Source organism: Streptomyces hoynatensis (assembly GCF_003626535.1).
Classification (GTDB): Bacteria; Actinomycetota; Actinomycetes; order Streptomycetales; family Streptomycetaceae; genus Streptomyces; species Streptomyces hoynatensis.
Map to the genome: position 1 here is coordinate 268861 of NZ_RBAL01000002.1, position 24188 is coordinate 293048.

Below are 24188 nucleotides of genomic sequence, written 5' to 3' on the forward strand. Positions count from 1 at the left end.
GACCGGCCTCACCCTTCGGGATGAACCGGGGCCCGCCCCGGGTCCCCCACAGGACGGACGGCCCGGGGCGCGGCACGTCACTTCGCGGCGCCCGGCACGTCGCCTCGCGCCCGCGCCCGGCACGTCGCCTCGCGGTGGGGCGGGCGCCCCGGCGTGAGGTGCGGCGGCCCGGCGTGGGGTGCGGGCGGCCCGGCGTGAGGTGCGGCGGCCCGGCGTGGGGTGCGGGCGGCCCGGCGTGGGGTGCGGCGGCTCAGTCTGCGGGGGAGGAGGAGGTCTCCACCAGGGAGGCCGTGCGCAGGGCCGAGGTGTGGTCGGCCGCCACGTCGAGCGGCACGTCCACGGTGCCCGTGGCGTTCTGCCGCTGGAGCACGGTGAAGCCCACGGTGTGGTCGTCGGCCCAGGCGCACAGCGGGACCTGGGCGGTCTGCCCGGTGGCCGGGTCGGGCGCCTCGGCGTACTGGCACTTCATGACGGCCTCGCCGATGCCCGAGGGCTGCATGTCCTGCGGCTCGCCGACCAGGGTGATGGCCGTGCCCCCGTTCTCGCCCTGCAGGCCCGCCCCGACCTCGAGCAGCCCGGCCGCCGCCGCCTCCGGGTCTGCCACGGTGCCCCACACGCCGATCACGGCCAGGGTGCTGACCTCGCGGCCGCCCAGCTGGGACAGGTCCGTCAGGGCGCCGGCCTCGTCCGGGGTGATGCCCGCGTAGTACAGCCCGGTGGTGCTCTCGGCGCCGGTGACGCCGATCGAGGCCAGGTTGTCCGCGTCGAGCGAGTCGCTGGTCCGCGCCTGCCCGGAGATCCTGAAGTCCCCGCTGGTGACGGGCAGGACGAGCTGGTGGGTCTCCCCGGAGCCGTCGCTGCCGCCCGAGCCCCCGTCCGCCTCGTCGTCGCCCGAGCCGTTCACGGCCACCACGATCACGGTGGCGAGCGCGGCGATCGCGACCACGGCGGCGATCGCGATGCCGGCCGTCCTACTCCGCCCGGGGCGCCCCGGGCCGCCGCCCTGCGGGCCCGGCGCGGGCGGGACCTGCCACTGCGGACCGGCCGGCGGGTAGGACTGCCCCTGCGGCGGATAGGGCTGCGGCCCCGGCTGCCCCGGGGGCGGGTAGGCGCCCGGCTGCGCCTGCGGGTAGGCGCCCGGCTGTCCCTGCGGCGGGGCGGGTGGCTGGGCGCCCGGCGGCGGCACCTGCTGTCCGAAGCCGGGCCCCGGCGCGCCCTGGCCCGGCGGGGGCGATCCGTACGGCCCGCCCTGCGGCACCCCCGGGCCCTCCTGCCGGCCCCCGAACCCCGACCCTTCCTGGCTCATCCTCATCCCTCCGCGCAACGAGCGGTCACCGCCGCCACCGGCCGGCGTGGGGCCGTGGCGCGATGAGTGCCCTCAGCCTAATGGCGGGCAACGACCGTGACGTGGGCAGCGGCGTTCCGGAGAGTGAGACAGCGGTGCCGCTTCCGCGGGCGCCGTGTAAAGATGCGCGGCAGGTCACGAGTGACAGCTGAACGGGCCCCGGCCCGCTGTCCGGCAACCCTCCGTCGCGGTGGGGTGCCCCGGGTGAAGACCGGGTCGCGAGGCGCGCGCCTCGCGGCAAGTGCGGCCCTCAGGAGGAGATTTCCCGTGCACAGGCGAATGCGCTAGGCGCCCCTTCCCCGGCGCCCCCACCCGTTTCCCCGGCCCGTCGGTGCCTCGCCCGGGCGCGGCCCGCCACGCGGCTTCGCCACGCCGGTTCCGCGCCCGTGAGCCGCACGGACGCGGAACCCGTCGGCGCGGCGGGGCCCGGGTCGCCCCGCGCCCGTGGCTGCGACCACACCGGCCCGGCCCTGTCCTTTTCCGCCCGTTTCCTGCGCGCCCTCGCGCGTTTCCGCGGCACTGTGCCGCCTACGGCCCGCCAAGGGATACCCACCATGACTGCTTCCGTGCCCGTTCCCTCCGTTCCCTCCGTTCCCTCCGTTCCCTCCGTTCCCTCTGTTTCCTCCGTTTCCGCGGTCTCCGTTCCCGCCCCCGTTGCCGCCGCCGCTGCCGCCGGCCGCGACGCGGAAGGCGCCTCCGGCTGCCCGTCCGCCGCCGGCTCGGGCGCGCTGCCCGTCCTCAGCGAGGGCGTCTGCGCCCCGCTCGCGGACGGGAGCGAGATCGAGTACGCGGCGCTCGACTACGCCGCAAGCGCCCCCGTGTTGCGCCGCGTCTGGGAGGAGGTCGCCGCGTACGCCCCCCGCTACGGCAGCGTCCACCGCGGCACCGGCCACCTGTCCCGGCTCTCGACCGAGGTCTTCGAACGCAGCCGGGAGACCGTGCACCGCTTCCTCGGCTGCCGCCCCGCCGACCGGGTCCTGTTCACCCGCTCCACGACCGACTCGCTCAACCTGCTCGCCGCGGCCCTGCCGCCCGGCACCCGGGTGTTCGTCTTCGAGACCGAGCACCACGCGGCGCTGCTGCCGTGGGCGCACCACGGACACGAGGTGACCTGCCTGCCGGCGCCCGCCTCGCCCGCCGCGGCGGTGGCCACCGCCGCGGCCGCGCTGGCCGCGGCCCCCGCCGGGCCGCGGCTGCTGTGCGTCACCGGCGCCTCCAACGTGACCGGTGAGCTGTGGCCGGTGCGCGAACTCGCCGTCGCCGCCCACGACAACGGCGCCCGCCTCGTCCTGGACGCGGCCCAGCTCGCGCCGCACCGGCGGGTGAACCTCACGCGCCTCGACGCGGACTGGGTGGCCTTCTCCGGGCACAAGCTGTACGCCCCCTTCGGCGCGGGGGTGCTCGCCGGCCGCCGCGACTGGCTCGACCCGGCCAGGCCCTATCTGGCGGGCGGCGGGGCCACCCGCCGCGTCAGCAGGGCGGCGGACGGCGGCGTGGACGTCGACTGGGAGACGGGCGAGGCCAGGCACGAGGCCGGCTCGCCCAACGTCATCGGCGCCCTCGCGATCGCCGCCGCCTGCCGGGCGCTGACCGAGGCGGGACCCGAGGCGCTCGCCGCCCGCGAGCGGCGCCTGTTCTCCCGGCTGCGGGCGGGGCTCGCCGGGGTTACCGGGCTGAGTGAACTCGCCCTGTTCGGGCCCGAGTCGGCGCGGGTGCCGGTGCTCTCGTTCACCCTGGACGGCTGGGAGAGCGGGGAACTCGCCCAGGCCCTCGCCGAGCGCTACGGCATCGGCGTGCGCGCCGGGATGTTCTGCGCCCAGCCGCTGGTGCGGAGGCTGCTCGGCGAGCCGGGCCAGGCCGCCGACTGCGAGGGCACGCTGCGCGCGGTGCGGGTGAGCTTCGGGGCGGGCACCCCGGAGGAGCACCTCACGCGCCTGGTGCGCGCGGTCGGTGAACTGGCCGCGGAACGCGCCCGCCCTGCCCGGACGACGGCCCCCGTCCCGGCCGCGGCCCCGGAATCCGCCCCGGCTCCGGCATCCGCCCCCGTCCCGGCCCCGGCGGACGCCTGAGCGGCCGGGCGCCCGCGGCCCCCGCGCCCCCATCAGCCCCGGCGGCGCCCGCGCCCCCGGCCGGGCGCGCGCCCCCGGCGGGTCCGGCAACCCCGGCGGCGCCCGCGTTCCCCACCGGGCGCGGGCGGCCGTTCGGGCCGCTCACCGCGCGGCGCGCGCCTTCAGGGGCTCCCACCAGGCGCGGTGCTCGCGGTACCAGGCGACCGTCTCGGCCAGCGCGGTGTCGAAATCGGCGCGCGGCCGGTAGCCGAGCTCACGGCTGATCTTGCTCCAGTCCAGGGAGTAACGCCGGTCGTGGCCCTTGCGGTCGGGCACGTGCCGCACCCGTTCCCAGCCCGCGCCGCAGGCCGCGAGCAGCCGCGCGGTCAGCTCCCGGTTCGTCAACTCGGTGCCGCCGCCGATGTGGTACACCTCGCCCGCCCGCCCCCGGGTGCGCACCAATTCGATGCCGCGGACGTGATCGTCGACGTGCAGCCAGTCCCGCACGTGCCCCCCGTCCCCGTAGAGCGGGACGTCCAGGCCGTCGAGCAGGTTCGTGACGAACAGCGGGACGAGCTTCTCGGGGAACTGGTGGGGGCCGAAGTTGTTGGAGCAGCGGGTCACCCGCACGTCGCACCCGTGGGTGTGGTGCTGGGCGAGGACGAGCAGGTCGGAGGCCGCCTTCGAGGCGGCGTAGGGGGAGTGGGGCCGCAACGGCTCGGTCTCCCGCCAGGACCCGGAGGCCAGCGAGCCGTACACCTCGTCGGTCGACACGTGCACGAGGGCCCGCACCCCGCCGCGCCTGGCCGCCTCCAGCAGGGTCTGGGTGCCGAGCACATTGGTCGACACGAAGGCGGTGCCGTCCGCGATGGACCGGTCCACGTGCGACTCGGCGGCGAAGTGGACGATCTCCTCGTGCTCCGCGGCCAGCCGCCCGACCAGGCCCGCGTCCCTGATGTCGCCGTGCACGAAGCGGAAGCCGGGGTGGCCGCGTACCGGGTCGAGGGTGGCGGGCTGCGCCGCGTAGGTGAGCGCGTCGAGCACGGTCACCCGGACGCCGCCCGGGCCCCCGGGCCCGAGCAGCATCCGCACGTAGTGCGAGCCGATGAAGCCGGCTCCGCCGGTCACCAGGATTCCGGTCATGTCGCAGTCCGCACCTTGAGGTTCGTTCGGATCGCCGTGGTCGGGTGGGTCGCCGTGGTCGGGCGGGGGCTGGGCCCGGGGTCGGGCCGTGGCGGGGGTCGTGGTCGGGTGGGTCGTTTCGCGGGTGCACGGGCCGTTGCGGAGATGAGCGGCCCAGGCCGCCTTCCGAACGTTATCGATCGCGGACCGCACCGCGCCGTTCCCGCCCCCGCGCGGCCCCCGCCCCCGCGCCGCCCCCGCGCCGCCCCCGCGCCGCCCCCGCGCCGCTCCCGCCCCGCGGGCCGCGCCGCCCCGGGCCCGCACCGACCTGCGGCCGGGGGGTGCCCGGCTTACCGTGAAGGACGGGCCCATTCGCCGATCGTGTCGGGAGGCCGGGGTGCGCAGCAGGCTGGTGTACGAGCAGGGCGGGCTGCGGACCTTCGTGCTCGTGCTGGACTCGGGGGACGAGGCGTTCGGCAGCATCTCCGGGTTCGCGCGGCAGGAGGGGATCACCGGGGCCGGGCTGACCGCGGTGGGCGCCTGCCGGGAGGCCACCCTCGGCTACTTCGACCCGGACATCGGCGACTACCGCAGCACCCGCTTCGAGGAGCAGATGGAGGTGCTGTCCCTGATCGGCGACGTCGCCACGCAGGACGGGGAGCCCGCCCTGCACGCGCACGTCGTCCTCGGCCGCAAGAGCTCCTCGGCCATCGGCGGTCACCTCATGGCGGCGACCGTGCACCCCACGATGGAGATCGTCCTCACCGAGACCCCCGCCCACCTGCGCAAGCGGCTCGACCCGGCGACCGGGCTCGCCCTCATCGACCTGGACGCCTCCTCGGGGCCCGCGAGCGCCGGCTGAGCCGCGGCGCCGGGTTCGGCACCGCCCGCATCAGCGTCGTGATGAGGCGGTCCGCGGCGTCCCCGTCGCGTTCGTCGGTCAGGTTGACCAGGACCCGGATGGCGTAGCGCATCGCGGCGGGCGAGGTGATCAGCCGGCGGCTGATCAGCGAGGTGACCGCGGGCCTGGTCAGCAGCGCGGCCCAGGCGTTGCCGAGGCGGTAGTAGCGGCCGTTGCGGCGGCGCACCTCGTCCGGGTAACGCCGCAGGACCCGTTCGCGCCAGGGGCCGCCCGGCCGCGCCAGCGCGTCGGTCACCACCTCGGCCGCCAGCTCGCCCGACTCCAGCGCGTACGGGATGCCCTCGCCGCTCCACGGGCTCACCATGCCGCCGGAATCCCCCGCGAGCAGCAGGCCGCGGCTGTAGTGCGGCAGCCGGTTGAAGCCCATCGGCAGGGCCGCGCCGCGCACCGGCCCGTCCACGCCCGCCGCATCGCGCAGGCCCCACTCCTCCGGCGTGCGGGCCAGCCAGTCGTCGAGCACCCGGCGGGTGTCGACGCCGGGGGCACGCGGCGTGCTGACCAGGCCGAGGCCGACGTTCACCCGGCCGTCGCCCATCGGGAAGATCCAGCCGTAGCCGGGCAGCGCCGGCCCGCCGGGGCGCGTGGTCAGGTCGCCCCAGATGTCCAGGTAGGGGTCGGCGTGCCTGGCCTCGGTGCGGTGGTAGCGGCGGATCGCGGTGGCCATGGGCCGGTGGGGCAGCCGCCGGATGCCCAGCGCGACGCCCAGCCGGGCCGACACCCCGTCGGCGGCCACGACGAGCGGCGCCTCGAACCTCTCGGCGCGCCCTTCGGGCCCCACCGCCGCCTCGACGCCCCGCACCCGCCCCGTGGCGTCGAGCACGGGGGCCGTCACCCGGGCCGAGGTACGCAGCCGCGCGCCCGCGGCGACGGCGCGGCGGGCCAGGAGGTCGTCGAAGTCATGCCGCGACCTGGTCAGCCCGAAACCGGGAAAGCGCGGGCTCTCCGGCCAGTCGATCTCCACGGAGGTCTCGCCGGACACGAACCGCACGCCCCGGTTGCGCTGCCAGCCCTCGCCGCCCACGTCGACGCCCATCCGGGCCAGTTGGTGCACGGCCCGCGGGGTGAGGCCGTCGCCGCACACCTTCTCGCGGGGGAACTCCGACTTCTCCAGCAGCAGCACGTCGAGCCCGTGCCCGGCCAGGTGGCAGGCCGCGGAGGACCCGGCGGGCCCTGCGCCCACCACGATGACGTCGGCGGCTTCGGCGGGCTTACGGCGTTTTGCCATGGCGCGGTCCTTCCCGATGCGAACTGCCGAGGGGCGCGATCGACCTTAGCGGCCGCACACCCAGCGCCCCCGGAACGAGCCGCACGACCCCGAACACGCCCACGGCCCCGCGGCGCCTCCTCCCCCTGTTGGTCCCGCTGCTCCTCCCCCCGGTTCTCCGGTGGTTTCTCCGCTCGTTTCTCCCTTCGTTTCTCCGCGATCCTGGTGGGGCTCGTGATGACTTCGGGAGACGGTCTCGTTACCCTGGGTGCGATCGCAGGGAGGGCATCGACCTGCAGGACATCGACCCGGGGGGGTTGGCAATGGGGAACTTCGACGAGGAGTGGGCGCGCATCCAGGCCGATGCGCGGGAGCGGGTGGCGCGTACCCGGCTGGACTCGGCGGGCGACGGGCAGGGTTCGGGCGCACGCCCCGGGCTCGGCGCCGACTGGGGGGCGAAACGGGCGGCGGCGGACCACCTCGACCGGGAGACGCTGCCCGGCGTCGCCTCGGCGGGGGAGCGGCCGGTGGACAGCCTGACGCAGGCCGCCTCCCGCCTGGCCGGCTGGGAGACGGCGCGCGGCCTGCACACGGTCCTGGAGCGCTGGCAGGCCCAGGTCTCCGCGTTACGGGGCCAACTGGAGGTGGAGAGCAACGCCTTACGCTCGACCGCGTCCGACTTCCAGGGCCTCGACGCCGAACTGGGCCACCGGATGCGGGCCCTCAACCCGTCGATCACCGACCCGGAGTGACGGGCCGTGCCGACCTACGCGGAGATCCTGGAGCTCGACTTCGCCCACCTGACCACGGTGGCCGACGAACTGGACGGCGCGGCAGGGGAGTTCGCCGACGCCAAGGAGGACTACGCCCAGCACGTCGCGAGCGTCTCGAACACCGGCGAGGTGTGGTGGGGCATCAGCGCGGAGGCCGCCGCCTGGCGGTTCTCCAACACGGAGGGCGAGCTGGGCGCGGCCGAGTCGGAGGCCCGCGCGCTCGCGGGCGTCATCCGCGAGGGCGTGTCCGAACTGCGGCGGCTGCGGGAGGCGCTGACCGCGCTGTCCGAGGAGGCGCGGGCCGCCGGTTTCGAGATCAGCGGCGGCGGCGACGTGCGCGACGCCCTCGAACGCTCCGGCATCCCGGAGCTGGAAGACGGCAGGGCCGAGTGGCAGGCCCAGGTCAACGACCTGGTCGCGCAGGCGAACGAGGCCGACTACAACCTGCGGATCGCGCTCGCCGAGATCGTCCAGGGCCGGGACGGCAGGCGGGCCGGCGTGTTCAACGGCTCCCCGCTGGCCGGCGAGGACCAGGCACTGGCCGCGCGCGCCGGCGCACTCGCCGAACGCCTCGCGGAGGGCGAGGAGCTGACCGCGGCCGAGTGGGAACAGCTGAACCGGCTGCTGAGCGGCAACGCCGACGACGGGGAGTTCACCCGCGCCCTCCTGGAAAACCTCGGGGCCGACGGCCTCATCGACCTGTCCGCACGCATCGCCGAACACGCGGGCGAGGCCGGGGACTCGGCCCTCGGCCGGCGCTTCCACGCGCTGAACAACGGCCTGGCCGCCGCGCTCGCCACGGCGACCCGGGTGCCCGCCGAGGAGTACCCGCAGTGGGCCCAGAGCCCGGCGGGCCGCTTCTACGCCGACTTCATGGCCGACCTGCACGAGGCGGGAGTCGCCGGGTACGCCGTGGACGGGCTCACCGAACGGGAGGACGTGCGCGGCTACCAGCTCCTGGTCGGCATGATGGGCACCGCCGACGACGGCGTGGCCGGCGACTTCTCGGAACGCTTCCTGCACGACCTCGCCGACGACGTACGGGCCGCGGAGGACCCGGAGCAGGGTGGCGACCCGGACCTGTGGCACCTGGGCGCCGACGACCTGAACGTGGACGGCATCGACGAGGCCGACCTGGCCGCGTTCGCCCTGGACCCGATGGACGGCCTCCTGGGCATCATGAGCCACCAGCCGGACGTCGCCGCCTCCTACCTCGACCCCGCGCACGGCAACGACCGCCTCGACTACCTCCTCAACCACCGCGACTGGGCCCAACTCGGCCTGCCCTCGGGCGCGTCCGTCACCTACGTCCAGGGCGACCTCGACGGCCTCGGCGCGGCACTCCAGTCCGCCACCACGGGCGTCCCCCCGGACGTGGGCCCCGGCACCCGCGGAATCGACATCACGGACGCGGGCGCCCGCATCATGCACGACGTCGTCGAAACCCTCTCCGCCAACAACGCCGCCCCCCTCTCCGACACGGGCCCCTTCCAGTCCCTCCGGCCGGAACTGGCCCGGATGACGGGGGCTTATATGGGGGACTTCCAGCTTGCGGTGAGCGGGTTGGAACTCCCTACCGGGATGGAGGGGATCGTTGATCTAAATGGCTTGCCCGTAACGGAATTCCTCGGACAACTCGGCAGAGACCAGGAAGCGCACGCGATCATCACGGGCGCACAACAGGCGTACACCGCCTTTGCTCTGGACCGTCAGTTTGACCAACCGCTTGGGGAAGGGATGAGCTGGGCTGACAGAGTCGAAAATGCTGTGGCTTCCGGAGCGCAGATGGCGGGAATTATGAGCCAGGCCCGAGCGGATGCCGTATACGATGCCGGGATCAGTGGAGACGTGGAATACAACGAAAGGCTCGATCTCGTTGAGGATTGGGCGGGAATGGTGCTCGACGAATGCGTTGGCGCCGTCTCGGAGCGGGCAGGGGTGGCGGGTCCTGTCATCGAATGGGGAGTGGCAGAGCTGTCCGAGAGTATCTTTTCCACGCTCGAACGAGACAACAGCGAAGACGCTGCACAAAATGCCGGCGACAGCTACGAAACCGGCCACCGGGCGGCGATCGACGCAGCGAAGCGGGCGGTCACGGTTGCCGCGTCGGGCACCTTCGATGAAGACAGCCAGGACATGACCGATCTGCGCAACGCGGCTACCAGGACGGTCACTAGCCATTTCGGCCTCAGGATCAGCTGGAGTCCGCCTGGCGCGGATGCGTAACTATGGGAGATAAGGATCATGTATCGCTCCGCGAGTTCAAGCGCGTTCGTGGTGGTGCTGACGATTTTCCTTCTCGGGTGCGGAGGGTCCGCTGAGCGGGAGTATGCACTGCCGGAGAATTTTTGTGACGTCGATCTTCCGCAGGAAGATTACGAGGCGTTGTTTCCCCCCGGATCGGAACTGATCGTTCAGCCTTCTTACGATGACTTCTCGGCCGGTGCCGCCTCTCGTTATTGCCGGGTCTCCGTTGACGGAGAAGAGGTGATCCGGGTGGATGCCGACGGCGTCGACAGCTTCGAGAATGCGATTGTCCACAGCGGCCTGTCTGTGGAAATGGATGATGCAGAGCCCGTGGACGGGGAATTCGATGCTGTGGTGTGGCCGCATGTAGCAATGGCCACGGCGCCTTGTGTGGTGCCAAACGTCGAAGGAAACAACTACATCGAGACTCTGACGCTGGTTCTGTCCGCGGACAGTCCCGGGGACGACGACGAGTCGGTGCGTTTGCTGTCGAGTCTGATTCAGCCGTTCATGGCGGAGACGGTTGAGATGACGCCATGTGAGGAGAACGAAGGGAATTCCTGATCGCGTACGCGCGTTTCCCTGGCGGGACGTGCATTTCCCGTTGGCTGTCGTCCGGGTGGCCGGCGGTTGGGCGTTACGGGAGGGGGTAGTCTGCGGCGCGTTGACGCTTGTGCTGTCCGCGGACGGTCCGGGGGATAATGACGAATCGGTGCGGGTGTTGTCGGATCTGATTCAGCCATGGTCGAACTCCCCTCCACGGGTTCTCACTCAAGCCCCTTCCCCCTACTCCCCACAGGGCACCATCGCCAACGCTCCGGCCATGAAGGGCTGAATCAGCTCCGCAAGAACACGCTCCGATTCCTCGTCATCCCTTGGGTACTCGACCCGAAGGGCGACCGTGAGGCTGTCCGTAATCTCCGGGATCTCACATGGAGCTTGCGCAATAGCGACTCCCGGCCAGACCATCGCGCGATAATCCCCGGGAACCGCCGTCGCGTCGTCCAGCGAGACGGGCAGCCCCTCCGCACCGATGACATCAGCCGGTTCGAAGCCGCTCGTCTTCGCCCAGATCACCTGCTCCCCGTCCACGTCCACAACACATCGACGGCCAACGAAGTTGGTCTCGAAATCGGTGAAACTTCTCTCGATCTCCAACTCGGAGCCCGCAGGGAAGAGAGGCGCGAACACGTCTTGTTGAATGGCCACCCCGCAAAGTTGCTCCGGCAAGGCATAATCACGGCTTCCCGGACTTCCATCACCCCCAACGACAGAAATAGCAAGAATAGAAACCGACAACGCTACGCCCACGCTCCGGGACATCCCCCACCCTCCGGAAGACCTCACACACCTTACCCGTCAACCGAGCGAATGACAGTCGACGCCGGTGATCCGACCAGGCTGCGCACTTGCGCGCCTTTCACGACTGCCGGTCACCCTCCTGACAGGCCGTCATCTCCACCGTCGCGGCCATGAACGGCTGAATCAGTTCCGACAGCACCCGCACGGACTCGTCATCGTCCCCGGGGCTGTCTGCGGTCAGCGCAAGTGTCAGAGTCTCAATGGTGTTGAACCCCGCACCGCTGTCCAAGTGACACGGAGCCGTGGCCATCGCCACGTGCGGCCACACGAACGCATCGAATTCGCCCTCCACAGGCTCCGCCTCATCCATTTCGACGGACAGGTCGCTGTGCACGATGGCGCCCTCGAAACTGTCGACGCCGTTGGCATCCGCCCGGATGACATCGTCTCCGTCAACGGCGATGCGACAGTAACGAGATCCAGCCCAAGCCGAGGAGTCATCAAAGGAAGGCTGAATTAACAGTTTTGAACCGGCCGGGAACAAGGACTCAAAATCCTCCTGCGGAAGATCAACCCCACAAAAGTTCCGAGGTAACGCGTACTCCCGCCCGGAGGGTCCCCCACAACCAAGGAGGAGCGCCGCCAGCGCCAGCGCCAATGCGCCCGACCTCTCGGAGCGATTCATCGGCAGACCTTCCTTTATTCCGTTTCCGCGGCGGGCGGATGCCAGCCGATCACCGCACCGAACTGGTCCGTCACAATCCTGGTCGCCGTGTTGCGTAGGTCCGTCATGTCCTGGCTCTCTTGGGCGAACGTGCCGGACGCAGCCAGCGTGACCGCCTGTTTCGCTGAGTCGACCGCCCCCCCAGTCAGCGCCCAGCCCGGAGCGTGCGCCCGAACCCCGCCCGCCGCCCGCCGAGTCCAGCCGGGTACGCGCCACCCGCTCCCGCACGTCGGCCTGGATGCGCGCCCCCCCTCGTCGAAGCTCCCCATTGCCCCCCGGGTCGATCTCCTGCAGGTCAATGCCCCTGCCTGCGATCGCACCCAGGGTAACGAGTCCGTCTCCCGAGGTCATCACGAGCCCCATCAGGAGGGAACGGGCCCACCACAGGACGGAACGAGGCCCGCCGGGGTGGAACGGGCCCACCAGGAGTGCGGGCAGGGGGGACTGCGGGGAGGAAGGAGGGGAGGGACGAGGGGAAGGGTGAACGCGCGACGGCCCCGCCGCGGCCTGGCACCGCCAGGCAAGGCCGGACGGGACGGACGGGACACGCGGGAGGGACGTCGCGGCGCCGGGAGGGCGGCCGGCCGCGACGGGGCGGCCGACCGCTGCGAACCGGTGGACGGCACGGGGGAGTGCGCGGGCAAGGGGGCCGCCCGCGCGGCGAAGGGGGTGTGCGGATGAGGAGTTGCCGGGTGATGGGGGTGCGCCCGGATGCCGGGGGCGTGCGCCGGCGCGAGCTGCGGCCGTCCGCAGGTGGGGAACCTTGAGCGGCTGAGGACATCCGCAGGGTGGGCCTGCGGAAAACCGGGGCCGAGGGGGAGTACCCGCGAGGGGAGGCGGACGGGTGCGGGGGCGCGCCACGGAGGGCCGCGGCGTCCCGGCCTGGCGGTCTCAGCTACACAGCGAGCTGGCCGACCGGCGCAGGTCGATGGGAAGGCGCCTGGTCAACGGGGCGGTGGCCACTCGTGCGCGCAAGATCCGACCCCCTGCCTTCGGCTCGTGGCGATGTGCGCCGGTGGTGCCCGGCCGTGCGCCGGTCACCACCGGGACGGTAACAAGGGGCTCGGGCGCTGTCCATGGCCCCCCGGAACGGGCGCGGCGCGCTGGCCGCGCGCGACTAGAGCAGGTGGTCGGCCTTTCCGGCCTTGATGTCGCGGATGAGGGCGGCGAGGGCCTCGCGGGTGTCGGTCAGGTAGGCGTGTTCCTGGCCGGCGACCGCTATGTAGGCGTTGCCCTCGGCATCGGTACCAAGCCGAAAGCAGTTGTTGCCTTCTCCGCAGAAGGGCTCTTCCCAGGTGATGTCGGACACGAAGCCTCCTTAGAGTTCACGGGCAACGGCGTGAATGAAGTCCCGCGAGGCGGACGCCGAAAGGCATGCCTCGTCCATCCACCGTAGATGCTCGCGGTACTTGGCCAGCTGCAACTCGGCGTGCACGAACTCAGGGCCGTGGGCCGAGTCCAGCTGCACGGTGTCCAGCTGGGGCACGGGACCTTCGGCGTAGAGCAGCGCGTGCCCGGCGCCCGGGAAGCTTCCGCGGTCGACGGTGAGGACGCGGATGGTGATGTTCTCCCGCTCGCCCGCCTCATTCAGGGCGAGGAGCTGATCCTTCGCCGCCTTCCGGCCGCCGAACTGCATGCGGAGTGCCGCCTCATGCACGAAGCCGACATAGTCGACGGGGAGATCACGGTCCAGGACGCGTTGCCGTTCACGCCGGTGCGCCACCCGCAGTTCGACCTCCAGACGGGAGAGCCGTGGCAGCACCGCTTCGAAGACACTGCGGGCGTAGTCCTCGGTCTGGAGCAGGCCGGGAATGTGCACCGTTTGCATGGTCTGGATGCGGGCGGCGTGCCACTCCAACTCGGCGAGGTCAAGAAGCCCCGGCGACAACCTCCCCCGGTACTCGTCCCACCAGTTGGTTCCCGGGCGCTTGGTGAACTCCGTGAGTGCGGCCACGTAGCGCTCGTCGGCGCACTCGCAGTGGGCGGCGAGGGTCCGCAGCCGCTCGGCGCTGATGTTGCGGACGCCCGACTCGATGTTCGAGATCTTGCCTCTGTCCACGCCCAGCAGACCTGCCGCGTACTCGACGGACATGCCCGCGGTGGTGCGCAGCTTGCGGATCTCGGCCCCGAGTCTCTTCTGGCGTTGCGTGGGAGTCGTCCGTGGAGGCATCGGGCCCCTCTCCGCTCGGAGGTCGCTGTGGTCTGTCCGGGAACACGATACAGGCCGTCAGGTGATGCAAATGCCACTGCATTGGTGGCGGAAAGACCACAGCATGCGCTACCTTCGGTAGCGCACTGCTCACGTGCGGCGAGCGGCAAGCGTACGTGGCGTACGTGCAACCAACCCATCGGCGAGCGGAGTTGCCATGCCCGAAGTCGAGCCAGAAGCCCTGCCGGAAGACGGCGCGGAAGCCGGGGCCGCCCGGTGTGACCGGCCGGGGAAGGAGGAGGCGGACGTGCGGCCGCTGCGGTTCCCGCCGGCGAGGTTCACGCGGTGCCCGCCGCCGCCCGAACTCGACGAGCCGCACCCGGGGAACCTCGCCTACAGCTTCACCATGCCCTGCGCCGCGAGCACGCCCCTGGTCGCGCGCGAGACGGCCGCGACCGTTTTCGACGTGCACCGCCTGGGCGAGCTGTTCGACCCGGCGCTGCTCCTCGTGCGGGAACTGGTGTCCTGCGCCTGCCGGTTCACGGAGCCGGGGGAGGAGGTGTTCCTGAGCCTGCGTCACCGGGAGCAGGTGCTGCGCCTCACCGTGTACGACACCCACGAGCGGCACGCGCACCCCCTGCTCGCGGCCTCCTGCGACCGGCTGCGCCGGGCCGCCCTCCGGCTGACTCCGGAACTGGTCGGTGCCCACGGCGGCGCGTGGGGCTTCGCCGCCGCGCAGCACCCGGGCACCGGAACGCGTACCTGGGCCACCCTCCGCCGCGCCGCCCGAGGGGCGTGAGGCACACGCGCCCGGCCGAGGGGCGTGAGCGCGGGCGCACGGGCGAGGGGGCGTGAGGCACACACGCCCGGTCGAGCGGGCGTGAAGCGCGGGCGTGCGGTCGAGGGGCGTGCGCATTCCGCGTCGGCGAGGGGGCGGGGCCCGGGCCGTTGAAGCCGCCATCTGCCTTACACGATGCGGCAACATACCGCGGGGACAGTGAGAGAAACGCGCCGCGTCCGACGGCGCCTCGGCAGCACAGGCACGCGCGTGCGCCGGCCCAGCCGCCGCGCCCCACCGCCCCCTCACACCCCCTCACCCCCTCACCTCCCTGCGCCCCCTTCCCTGACTTTCCCCACCGTCGCCACTCACGTTCGCCGGTGCCGCCGCACCGGTTCCCCCTGCGGTCGATCTCCCACGGAGTCGCTCCATGGCACGTTCACCCCGCACCTCGACACGCCCCGCGGCGCTGGCCGCCGCACTCGTCGTCTCGGGACTTCTCGCCACCGCCGGCTGTTCCGCCGGTGGGTCCACCGCCGCCGCGGAGGGCACCCCGGGCCCGGGCGGCGAGCTGACCTTCGCCCTGGCCTCCGACCCGGTGTGCGTGGACCCGCAGCAGCGGGCCAACAACGACGCCATCTACCCGGCGCGGCAGCTGGTCGACTCGCTCACCGACGAGGACCCGGAGACCGGCGAGATCGTCCCCTGGCTGGCGACCTCCTGGGACATCAACGAGGACGCCACCGAGTTCACCTTCCACCTGCGCGAGGACGCCACCTTCAGCGACGGCACCCCCGTCGACGCGCAGGCCGTGCGCGACAACTTCGACGCCATCGTCCGGCTCGGCGCCCAGGCCCCGCTCGGCAGCGGCTACCTGGCCGGGTACGTGGGCACCACCGTGGCCGACGCCCACACCGCGCGGGTCGCCTTCGAGCAGCCCAACGCCCAGTTCCTGCAGGCCACGTCGACGTTCTCGCTGGGTCTTCTCGCCCGCTCCACCACCAGCCTGCCGGCCGCCGAGCGCTGCACCGACCACCTGGTCGGCTCGGGCGCCTTCGTGCTGGAGGAGTACCGGCCCAACCAGGTCGTCGTCGAGACCCGCCGGGAGGACTACGCCTGGGGGTCCTCGCTGTGGCGGCACCGGGGCCCGGCGTACCTGGAGAAGCTGACCTTCCGGGTGATCCCCGAGTCCGGGGTGCGCACCGGCGCCCTCCAGTCCGGCCAGGTGGACGCCATCGGCGGCGTGGCGCCGCAGGACGAACAGGGCCTGGCGGACGCCGGGTTCCGGGTGCAGAGCCGGAGCAACCCGGGGCTGCCCTTCGGGCTCTCGGCCAACCTGGCCCGGCCCGCCCTCCGGGACGAGCGGGTGCGGCGCGCGGTGCAGGCGGCCGTCGACCGGCAGGAGGTCGTGGACACCGTCCTCAGCCCCTCCTTCGTGCCCGCCACCAGCGCCCTCGCCCACACCACCCACACCTACGCCGACCTGTCCGGCGCCCTCGCCCACGACCCGGAGGAGGCGAAGCGGCTGCTGACCGAGGCCGGCTGGGAGCCGGGTCCCGACGGGGTGCGGGTCAAGGACGGCGAGCGGCTGAGCCTCACGGTCCTGTGGACGGAGAACTTCGGGCCCAACGAAAACGTCCTTCAGCTGCTCCAGCAGCAGCTGAAGGAGGCCGGCGTCGAACTGCGGCTGCGCACCGCGCCGCTGGCCGACTTCCTGGCCGAACGCGAGGCCGGCGACTACGACTTCACCTGGGGCAACACCACGCGCACCGACCCCGACATCATGCGCACCCAGTACTCGGCCGCGCTGACCAACTACGGCCACCTGCCCGCGGACAGCACCCTGGAGGAGCTGCTGCAAGGGCAGAACGCCGCCACCGACGCCGGGGAACGCGCCGGCCTCTCGGCCCGGGCGCAGCGCGAACTGCTGGAGCGGGCCGTGGCCGTGCCGGTGTTCGAGCTGACCACCGTGCTCGGCCTCGCGGACCGGGTCCACGACCTGGACTTCGAGGCATCCTCCCGCATCCAGCTGCACGACACGTGGGTCTCGTGAGCGGCCGGCGCGTGACCGGGCGCGCGGCGCGCGGCAGGCTCCGGCGCGCGGCGGGCCGCGGGCTCGGGTTCGTGGCCTGGCGGCTGCTCCAGGCGCTGCTGGTGCTGTGGGCGGCGTTCACCCTGGCCTTCGGCGTGCTGTACCTGCTGCCGAGCGACCCGGTGACGATCATGGCCTCGGGCGGCGGGGAGGCCACCTCCGTCACCGAGGAACAACTCGCCGACCTGCGCGCCGAGTACGGCTTGGACCAGTCGGCCTGGCGGCAGTACGCGACGCGGCTGCTCGACGCGGCGCACGGCGACTTCGGGGCCTCGGTGCAGACCGGGGAGCCGGTGCGCCGGGTGATCGCGGAGGCGCTGCCGCCGACGGTGCAGCTGACCGCGACCGCGCTGGTGCTGGCCGTGGTGGGCGGCGCGGGGCTCGCGCTGGCCGCGACCTACACGCGGCTGCGCCGGCTGCGGCAGCTGCTGCTCTCGCTGCCCGCGGCCGGCGTCTCGGCGCCCACCTTCTGGGTGGGGCTGCTGCTGATCCAGGTGGTCTCCTTCCGCTGGGGCCTGCTGCCGGCCATCGGCCAGGACGGCTGGCGCTCGCTGGTGCTGCCCTCGCTCACCCTGTCCCTGCCGAGCGGGGCGGTGCTGGCGCAGGTCTTCGCCCGGAGCCTGCGCACCGCCCTGGCCGAGCCCTGGGCCGAGACCGCGCGCGCCAAGGGGGCCTCGCGGCTGCGGGTGCACTTCGCGCACGCCGCCCGCAACGCCGCGCTGCCCCCGTTGACGGTCGCCGGCCTGCTGCTGGGCAACCTGCTGAGCGGCTCGGTGGTGGTGGAGACCGTGTTCTCCCGGGCGGGACTCGGCCGGACCACGGCGCAGGCGGTCGGCGCCCAGGACATTCCGCTGGTGCTCGGCGTGGTGGCGTTCGGCGCCGCCGTCTACGTCCTGGCGAACCTGCTGGTCGACCTCTGCTACCCGCTGCTCGATCCTCGGGTGCGGGCCGGAAGGGCGGTGACGGCATGAGCGGCGGCCGGAACGGCGGCCTGGGCAACGCCGCGGGCGGCGGCCGGAGCAACGCCGTGGGCAGCGGCCCGGGCAACGGCCGGAACAACGCCGCGGGCAGGCTCCTGAGGAGGGGGCTGCGCAGCGGGCTGCCGCCGGGGCGCCCTTGGCGGGCGGGGGCGCCCTCCGGGTGGACCGGGCGCGTGCGCTTCCTGCTCGGGCGCCCCGGGCTCGCGCTCTCGCTGCTGCTGCTCGCGCTGGTGCTGCTCGCCGCGGTGGCGCCCGGGCTGTTCACCGGGCGGGACCCGCTGACCGGGGTGCCGGCCGACAAGCTGCTGGCACCGAGCGTGCACCACCCCTTCGGCACCGACCAGTTGGGGCGTGACCTGTTCGCCAGGACCGTGCACGGCTCCTCGGCCAGCCTGCGCGCGGCGGGGCTCGCGGTCGGCATCGCGCTGTTCGCCGGCTCCGCGGTGGGCCTGCTCGCCGGGGCGCTGCGCGGCTGGGTGGACGTGGTGCTGACGCGCTGCACGGACGTGCTGCTTTCCATCCCGGCGCTGCTGCTGTCCCTGGCCGTGGTGACCGCGCTCGGCTTCGGCACCGTGAAGGTCGCCCTCGCGGTCGGGCTGACCAGCGTGGCCGGCTTCGCCCGGCTGATGCGCGCCGAGGTGCTGCGGGTGCGCGCCGCCGACTACGTGGAGGCGGCGCACTCCCTGGGCGTGCGCCGGCACGCGGTGGTGCTGCGGCACGTCCTGCCGAACGCCTGGGGGCCGGTCCTGGTGTTCGCGGCCGTGGAGTTCGGCACCGTCCTGCTCGCGGTCTCCGCCCTCAGCTTCCTCGGCTACGGCGCGGAGCCGCCGCAGCCCGAGTGGGGAGCCCTGGTCGCCGACGGCCGCGACTACCTGGCCACCGCCTGGTGGCTGACCACCCTGCCGGGGCTGACGATCGCGGCCACCGTGCTGGCCGCCAACCGGATCGCCAGGGCCCTGGAGCGCGAGGAGGAGGCGAGCGTGCGATGACCGTTCCCGACACCAGGCCCGGGGCCGAGGACGCCGCCGGGGCAGCGGACGTTGCCGGGGCCGAGGGCGCGCCGGCGGCCGGGGAGAGCCCTCCGCTGCTGGCCGTGCGCGGCCTGCGGGTCGCCTACGGCGAGACGGAGGTGGTGCGCGGCGTCGACCTCGACGTCTGCCGCGGCGAGACCGTCGCCCTGGTCGGCGCGTCGGGCTCGGGCAAGTCCACCACCGCGCACGCCCTCGTCGGCCTGCTTCCCGGCGGCGGCAGGCGCACCGCGGGCCGCATCGCCTTCGACGGGGAGGACCTGGCCGCCGCGCCGGAGCGGCGGCTGCGCGAGCGGCGCGGCCGGGACATCGGCCTGGTGCCGCAGGACCCGATGGTGGCCCTCAACCCGGTGCAGCGCGTCGGCCGGCAGGTCGCCGAGGCCCTGCTCGTGCACCGGCTCGCGACCCGGCGCGCGGCCAGGGAACGCGCCGTCGAACTGCTGGGGCACGCCGGCCTGCCCGACCCGGAGACCACCGCCGTCCAGTACCCGCACGAGCTGTCGGGCGGCATGCGGCAACGGGTCCTGATCGCCGTCGCCCTGGCCGCGGGACCCCGGCTGCTGATCGCGGACGAGCCCACGAGCGCCCTCGACGTCACCGTGCAGCGGCAGATCCTCGACCACCTGGAGCGCCTGGCGCGCGAGTCGGGCACGGCCCTGCTGCTGATCACCCACGACCTGGGCGTGGCCGCCGACCGGGCCGCCCGCACCCTGGTGATGTCCCGCGGGGAGGTCGTCGAGCACGGCCCCACCGCGGAGGTCCTCGGCAACCCGCGGCACGCCGACACCAGGCGGCTGCTCGCCGCGGCCCCCAGCCTGGCCTGGCCGGGACCTGGCGGGCGCGCACCGGCCGGACCCGCACCGGCCGGGCCCGCGGCGGACCCGGGCCGCGCGGACCCGGGCCGGGCGGACCCGGGCCGTGCGGAAGGTGCCCGGGCGGAGGCGGGCCGCGGGGGTGAACTCCTGCTCGCCGAGGGGCTGGTGAAGGACTTCCCGCTGCCGCGGGCCACCGGGCGCCGCGCCCTGCGCGCGGTGGACGGCGTCGGCTTCCACGTGGCGCGCGGCGAGACCTTCGCGCTCGTCGGCGAGTCGGGCTCGGGCAAGTCGACCACGGCGCGGCTGGCCGTGGGGCTGGCCAGGCCCACCGCGGGCCGGGTCTGCTTCGCCGGGCAGGACCTCGCGGGACTGCGCCCAGGCGAGCTGCGGCGCCTGCGGCGGCGCATGCAGATCGTCTACCAGAACCCCTACTCCTCCCTCGACCCCCGCCACACCGTGGCCGAGCTGATCGGCGAGCCGCTGCGGGCGTTCCGCACCCACGGCCGCCGGGAACGCACCCGCCGCGCCGCGGAGTTGCTCGACCAGGTGGCGCTGCCCTCCGCCGCGCTGCGCCGCCGGCCGCGGGAGCTGTCCGGGGGCCAGCGGCAGCGCGTCGCCCTCGCCCGCGCGCTCGCCCTGGAACCCGACCTCGTGGTCTGCGACGAGCCGGTGTCGGCCCTCGACGTCTCCGTGCAGGCGCAGATCCTGACGCTGCTCGCCACCCTCCAGCGCGAACTCGGCCTGGCCTACCTGTTCATCTCGCACGACCTGGCCGTGGTGCGGCAGATCGCGCACCGGGTGGGCGTGATGCAGCAGGGGCGGCTGGTCGAGACCGGGCCGGCCGAGCGGCTCTTCACCGCCCCCGCCCACCCCTACACCCGGCAGCTGCTCGCCGCCATCCCCGGCGGGCGGGCACGCGCGGAAGGACGGCCATGACCCCCATACCCCGGACCGCGGCCCCCGCGCCCAGGAAGGAGAACGCCCGGTGCTGACGCTCTCGTTCGCCCTCGACGACCCGGCAGGCAACGCCCACTCCGCCGCCCGCTGGACCGACCTGGTGCGCCGCGCCGAGCGCGGGGCGCTCGACTTCGTCACCCTCGGCGACTCCTTCGCGCCGCCCCCGCCGGGCAGCGCAGGACGCCTGGACGCGGTCGCCGTCCTGGCCCGGGTGGCGCCCGCCACGCGGCACCTCGGGCTGGTCCCCACCGTCACCACCACCCACACCGAGCCCTTCCACACCGCCTCCGCGCTCGCCACCCTCGACTTCGTCAGCGAGGGCAGGGCGGGCTGGCTGGTCGACGTCTCCCGCGGGGAGGCGGAGGCCGCCGCCTTCGGCCGCAAACCCGCCGCCCCCGAGGCCGAGTTGTGGGCCGAGGCGGCGGACGCGGCCGAGGTCGCCGCCCGGCTGTGGGACAGCTGGGAGGACGACGCCGAGATCAGGGACGTGGCCACCGGCCGCTTCGTGGACCGCGACAAGCTGCACTACATCGACTTCGAGGGCCGCTGGTTCCGCGTCCGCGGCCCCTCCATCGTGCCGCGCCCCCCGCAGGGCAGGCCCCCGGTCGCCGTCGCCCTCGGCGCGGAGGACCCCGCCGCGCGCCACGAACTCGCCGCCAGGCACGCCGACCTCGTGCTGCTGGCCGCGGACGCCGGCGACGCCCGCCGCGCCACCGTGGCCCTGCGGGAGCGGGTCGCCGCCGCCGGCCGCGACCCGGAGGCCGTCCGCGTGCTGCTCCGGCTGGCCGTGGACCTCGGCGGCGCGGAACGGCCGCCAGGCCCGCCCGCGCCCGCGGCCGGCTTCCGCGGCTCGCCCGCCGGCCTCGCCGCGCTGCTCGCCGCCCGGCAGGCCGAGTCGGGCGCCGACGGCTTCCACCTGACCTCGGCGGCCCCGGCCGCCGACCTGGCCGCCCTGGTCGAGGGCACCCTGCCGCCGCTGCGGGCGCGGGGCCTCTTCCGCACCGAATACCGGGGGCGCACCCTCCGGGACCACCTGGGGCTGCCGCGCCCCGCCAGCCGCTACGCGAAGGAGGCACCGTGACAGCAGGCCAAGGCCGCCCGCGCAAGCGGGTGCACCTCGCCGCCCACTTCCCCGGCGTCAACAACACCACCGTGTGGAGCGACCCCGAATCCGGCAGCCAGATCGCGTTCTCCTCCTTCCGGCACCTGGCACGGACCGCGGAGCGCGGCAGGTTCGACTTCTTCTTCCTGGCCGAGGGGCTGCGGCTGCGGGAACGCGGCGGCCGCATCCACGACCTGGACGTCGTCGGCCGCCCCGAGTCCCTCACCGTCCTCGCCGCCCTCGCCGCGGTGACCAGCCGCCTCGGCCTGGCCGCCACCGTCAACGCCACGTTCAACGAGCCCGCCGAACTGGCCAGGCGCCTGGCCTCGCTCGACCACCTCTCCGGCGGCCGGGCCGCGTGGAACGTGGTCACCTCCTCCGACGCCTTCACCGGCGAGAACTTCAGGCGCGGCGGCTACCTCGACCACGCCGACCGCTACCGCAGGGCCGCCGAGTTCGTCGAGGTGGCCCGCGCGCTGTGGGACTCCTGGCCGGCGGGCGGCCCGCCGCGCACGGTCGGGCACCGCGGCCCGCAGTTCGCCGTCGAGGCCACCGCTTCCCTGCCGCGCAGCCCCCAGGGCCACCCGGTGATCATCCAGGCCGGCGACTCGGACGAGGGCCGCGAGTTCGCCGCCGCCACCGCGGACGTGGTCTTCAGCCGCCACGGCACGCTGGAGGAAGGACGCGCCTTCTACGCCGACGTCAAGCGCAGGCTCGCCGCCCACGGCAGGTCGCCCGCGGACCTGAAGATCATGCCCGGCGCCACCTTCGTCCTCGGGGACACCGAGGAGGAGGCCGCGGAGCGCGCCGCCGGCATCCGCCGCCGGCAGGTCAGCCCGCAGACGGCGATCGCCACCCTGGAACGCGTCTGGGGCCGGGACCTGTCCGCCTACGACCCCGAGGGCCCGCTGCCCGAGGTGGACCCGGTGCCCGACAGCGACCTGGTCCAGGGCTGGGCGCACGCGGGCGACCGGTTCGGGGTGGCCGCGCAGTGGCGGGCCAGGGCCGAGGAGCGGAAGCTGTCCATCCGGGAACTCGTCATCGAACTCACCGGCCGCCAGTCGTTCATCGGCACCCCCGCGACCGTGGCCGCCGCCATCGACGAGTTCGTCCAGGCGGACGCCGCGGACGGGTTCATCCTCGTGCCGCACCTGACCCCGGGCGGTCTCGACGAGTTCGTGGACCGCGTGGTGCCGCTGCTGCAGGAGCGCGGCGCCTTCCGCGCGGACTACGAGGGCGGCACGCTGCGCCACCACCTCGGCCTGCCCGCACCGCGCGGCACGCGGGCCGCGGCCGACGGTGAACTCGCCGCCCCCGGGAGGCCGTCGTGAGATTCTCCGTCCTCACCCTGATCGGCAACGCGCCCGACCCGCTCACCGGCCGGCCCACCGCGCCGGAGGACAGGTTCGCGGAGGTCGTCGAGACCGCGGTCGCCGCCGAGCGGCTCGGCTTCGACGCCTTCGCGGTGGGGGAGCGGCACGCCGGCGCGTTCCTCTCGTCGAGCCCCGGCGTGGTCCTCGGCGCGCTCACCGGCCACACCACGCGCATCCGGCTGATGACCGGGGTGACCGTGGTGGCCATCCTCGACCCGGTGCGGGTCGCCGAGGACTACGCGACGCTGCACCAGCTCTCCCGCGGCCGCCTCGAACTCGTCGTCGGAAAGGGCGCGGAGGCCGGGCACTTCTCCCTCTTCGGCCTCCAGGAGGCCAGGCAGTGGGACTACCAGGCCGAGAAGTACGAGCTGCTGCGCCGCCTGTGGCGGGAGGAGGAGGTGCACTGGTCGGGCGAGTTCCGGCCGCCGCTGCACGGGGTCACCACCGTCCCCAGGCCCTACCTGGGCCGCCCGCCGCGGGTCTGGCACGGCTCGGCCACCAGCCGCCACTCCACCGAGCTGGCGGCGAAACACGGCGACGCGCTGTTCGTCGCCAACGCGATCCAGCCCCGGGAGGCGTACGCCGCGCTGCTGGCCCACTACCGCGAGCGCTGGGAGGCGTACGGGCGGGACCCGGCGAGCGCGCGGGTGGCCGCGGGCTCCGGCGGGCTGCTGCTCGCGGACACCGACCGGCGCGCCGTCGCGCGCTACCGGGAGCGCTACGAGGCGCGGGTGCGGCAGAACCACAAGCCCCACCTGGCGGGCAGGCCCGGCTACAACACGCCCTTCCGCACCATCGAGGAGGCCATGGCGGGCGGCCCGCAGCTGATCGGCAGCCCGCAGCGGGTGATCGAGAAGATCCTCGGCTACCACGCCGCCTACCGCCACGACCTCCAGTCCGTCAGCGTGGACGGTTTCGGCCTCGAACTTCCGGAGCAGATCGAGCAGTTGCAGCGCTTCGCGGAGGAGGTGGCGCCGGTGCTGCGCCGCGAGGCGCCCACGGACCTGTGGACGGCCGGCGACCCGGAGGGTGACGTCGGAGGGCCGCGCGCCGCCGCCTGAGTCCCCGGGGCAGGGCACCGCCGGCCCCGGGGAGTGAGGCCCCCGGCCGCGCACGGGCCGCCGCCCGTCCCGGCCCTCGCCGACCTGCCGGCCGCGCCGCGCCCGGGCCCGGGCCTGGACTCGGGCCTGGACTCGGGGGCGGCGCGGCGCGGCGGTGGCGGAGTGC

At 74.1% G+C, this 24188-nt stretch carries 20 protein-coding genes and 1 riboswitch; of the genes, 13 read left to right on the forward strand and 7 right to left on the reverse strand.

Annotated elements, in window-relative coordinates:
• Positions 1-250: 250 nt before the first annotated feature.
• Positions 251-1306: a hypothetical protein gene (locus D7294_RS04635; protein ID WP_120675766.1), complete on the reverse strand. Its 1056-nt coding sequence runs from the start codon at positions 1304-1306 to the stop codon at positions 251-253.
• A gap of 172 nt (positions 1307-1478) precedes the next feature.
• Positions 1479-1595: riboswitch (SAM riboswitch) on the forward strand.
• A gap of 304 nt (positions 1596-1899) precedes the next feature.
• Here D7294_RS04635 and D7294_RS04640 point away from each other — a divergent pair.
• Complete coding sequence (locus tag D7294_RS04640; RefSeq protein ID WP_120675769.1) at positions 1900-3414, forward strand: aminotransferase class V-fold PLP-dependent enzyme; 1515 nt, start codon at positions 1900-1902, stop codon at positions 3412-3414.
• A 141-nt stretch (positions 3415-3555) separates the two neighbouring features.
• Here the strand turns inward: D7294_RS04640 and rfbB are convergent, their stop codons facing one another.
• The gene (gene rfbB / locus D7294_RS04645) at positions 3556-4536 is read right to left on the reverse strand and encodes a dTDP-glucose 4,6-dehydratase (RefSeq protein WP_120675771.1); all 981 of its coding nucleotides are present in this window, start codon (positions 4534-4536) and stop codon (positions 3556-3558) included.
• A gap of 376 nt (positions 4537-4912) precedes the next feature.
• On the opposite strand from rfbB, the gene D7294_RS04650 reads away from it, so the two are divergent.
• Positions 4913-5377 (forward strand): PPC domain-containing DNA-binding protein, encoded by a 465-nt coding sequence (locus D7294_RS04650; protein ID WP_120675773.1) that lies wholly within the window; start codon positions 4913-4915, stop codon positions 5375-5377.
• Here D7294_RS04650 and D7294_RS04655 read toward each other — a convergent pair.
• On the reverse strand, positions 5334-6662 hold the full coding sequence (locus tag D7294_RS04655) for a geranylgeranyl reductase family protein (protein ID WP_120675775.1): 1329 nt from the start codon (positions 6660-6662) through the stop codon (positions 5334-5336). The genes D7294_RS04650 and D7294_RS04655 overlap by 44 nt on opposite strands.
• A gap of 302 nt (positions 6663-6964) precedes the next feature.
• Here D7294_RS04655 and D7294_RS04660 point away from each other — a divergent pair, with 302 nt between their 5' ends.
• Genes D7294_RS04660 through D7294_RS04670 form a run of 3 tightly spaced genes read left to right on the forward strand, consistent with a single transcriptional unit; the run spans position 6965 to position 10225 of the window.
• Complete coding sequence (locus D7294_RS04660) at positions 6965-7393, forward strand: hypothetical protein (protein ID WP_120675777.1); 429 nt, start codon at positions 6965-6967, stop codon at positions 7391-7393.
• 6 nt (positions 7394-7399) lie between these two features.
• Positions 7400-9640 (forward strand): DUF6571 family protein, encoded by a 2241-nt coding sequence (locus D7294_RS04665; RefSeq protein ID WP_120675779.1) that lies wholly within the window; start codon positions 7400-7402, stop codon positions 9638-9640.
• An 18-nt stretch (positions 9641-9658) separates the two neighbouring features.
• Positions 9659-10225, forward strand: coding sequence for a hypothetical protein (locus D7294_RS04670; protein WP_147450773.1), 567 nt, complete (start codon positions 9659-9661; stop codon positions 10223-10225).
• 222 nt (positions 10226-10447) lie between these two features.
• On the opposite strand, the gene D7294_RS04675 is transcribed toward D7294_RS04670, so the two are convergent.
• The 4 genes from D7294_RS04675 to D7294_RS04695 form a co-directional block, all read right to left on the reverse strand.
• Positions 10448-10972 carry a hypothetical protein gene (locus D7294_RS04675; RefSeq protein ID WP_147450774.1) on the reverse strand — a complete coding sequence of 175 codons (525 nt, stop codon included), beginning with the start codon at positions 10970-10972 and terminating at the stop codon, positions 10448-10450.
• Between the two features lie 109 nt (positions 10973-11081).
• A complete protein-coding gene (locus tag D7294_RS04680) occupies positions 11082-11648 on the reverse strand; it encodes a hypothetical protein (RefSeq protein ID WP_120675785.1) in 567 nt (188 codons plus the stop codon).
• A 1156-nt stretch (positions 11649-12804) separates the two neighbouring features.
• On the reverse strand, positions 12805-12996 hold the full coding sequence (locus D7294_RS04690; RefSeq protein ID WP_120675790.1) for a hypothetical protein: 192 nt from the start codon (positions 12994-12996) through the stop codon (positions 12805-12807).
• Positions 12997-13005: 9 nt separating this feature from the next.
• The gene (locus D7294_RS04695; protein WP_120675792.1) at positions 13006-13857 is read right to left on the reverse strand and encodes a helix-turn-helix domain-containing protein; all 852 of its coding nucleotides are present in this window, start codon (positions 13855-13857) and stop codon (positions 13006-13008) included.
• A 196-nt stretch (positions 13858-14053) separates the two neighbouring features.
• On the opposite strand from D7294_RS04695, the gene D7294_RS04700 reads away from it, so the two are divergent.
• The 8 genes from D7294_RS04700 to D7294_RS04735 all read left to right on the forward strand — a co-directional run bounded on the left by D7294_RS04700 (position 14054) and on the right by D7294_RS04735 (position 24022).
• Complete coding sequence (locus D7294_RS04700; protein ID WP_194117728.1) at positions 14054-14635, forward strand: ATP-binding protein; 582 nt, start codon at positions 14054-14056, stop codon at positions 14633-14635.
• Positions 14636-15044: 409 nt separating this feature from the next.
• Entirely contained in the window at positions 15045-16667 is a 1623-nt protein-coding gene (locus tag D7294_RS04705) for an ABC transporter substrate-binding protein (RefSeq protein ID WP_120675794.1), read from the forward strand.
• A gap of 71 nt (positions 16668-16738) precedes the next feature.
• Entirely contained in the window at positions 16739-17677 is a 939-nt protein-coding gene (locus tag D7294_RS04710; protein ID WP_241562137.1) for an ABC transporter permease, read from the forward strand.
• A complete protein-coding gene (locus D7294_RS04715) occupies positions 17674-18675 on the forward strand; it encodes an ABC transporter permease (RefSeq protein WP_120675796.1) in 1002 nt (333 codons plus the stop codon). Before D7294_RS04710 ends, D7294_RS04715 begins: the two co-directional genes overlap by 4 nt.
• Positions 18672-20465 carry a dipeptide ABC transporter ATP-binding protein gene (locus D7294_RS04720; RefSeq protein WP_120675798.1) on the forward strand — a complete coding sequence of 598 codons (1794 nt, stop codon included), beginning with the start codon at positions 18672-18674 and terminating at the stop codon, positions 20463-20465. The genes D7294_RS04715 and D7294_RS04720 overlap by 4 nt, the downstream gene beginning before the upstream one ends.
• A 49-nt stretch (positions 20466-20514) precedes the next feature.
• Positions 20515-21567, forward strand: coding sequence for an LLM class flavin-dependent oxidoreductase (locus D7294_RS04725; protein WP_120675800.1), 1053 nt, complete (start codon positions 20515-20517; stop codon positions 21565-21567).
• Positions 21564-22919 (forward strand): NtaA/DmoA family FMN-dependent monooxygenase, encoded by a 1356-nt coding sequence (locus tag D7294_RS04730; protein ID WP_120675802.1) that lies wholly within the window; start codon positions 21564-21566, stop codon positions 22917-22919. Before D7294_RS04725 ends, D7294_RS04730 begins: the two co-directional genes overlap by 4 nt.
• Complete coding sequence (locus D7294_RS04735; RefSeq protein ID WP_120675804.1) at positions 22916-24022, forward strand: LLM class flavin-dependent oxidoreductase; 1107 nt, start codon at positions 22916-22918, stop codon at positions 24020-24022. Before D7294_RS04730 ends, D7294_RS04735 begins: the two co-directional genes overlap by 4 nt.
• The last annotated feature ends 166 nt before the right edge of the window (positions 24023-24188 follow it).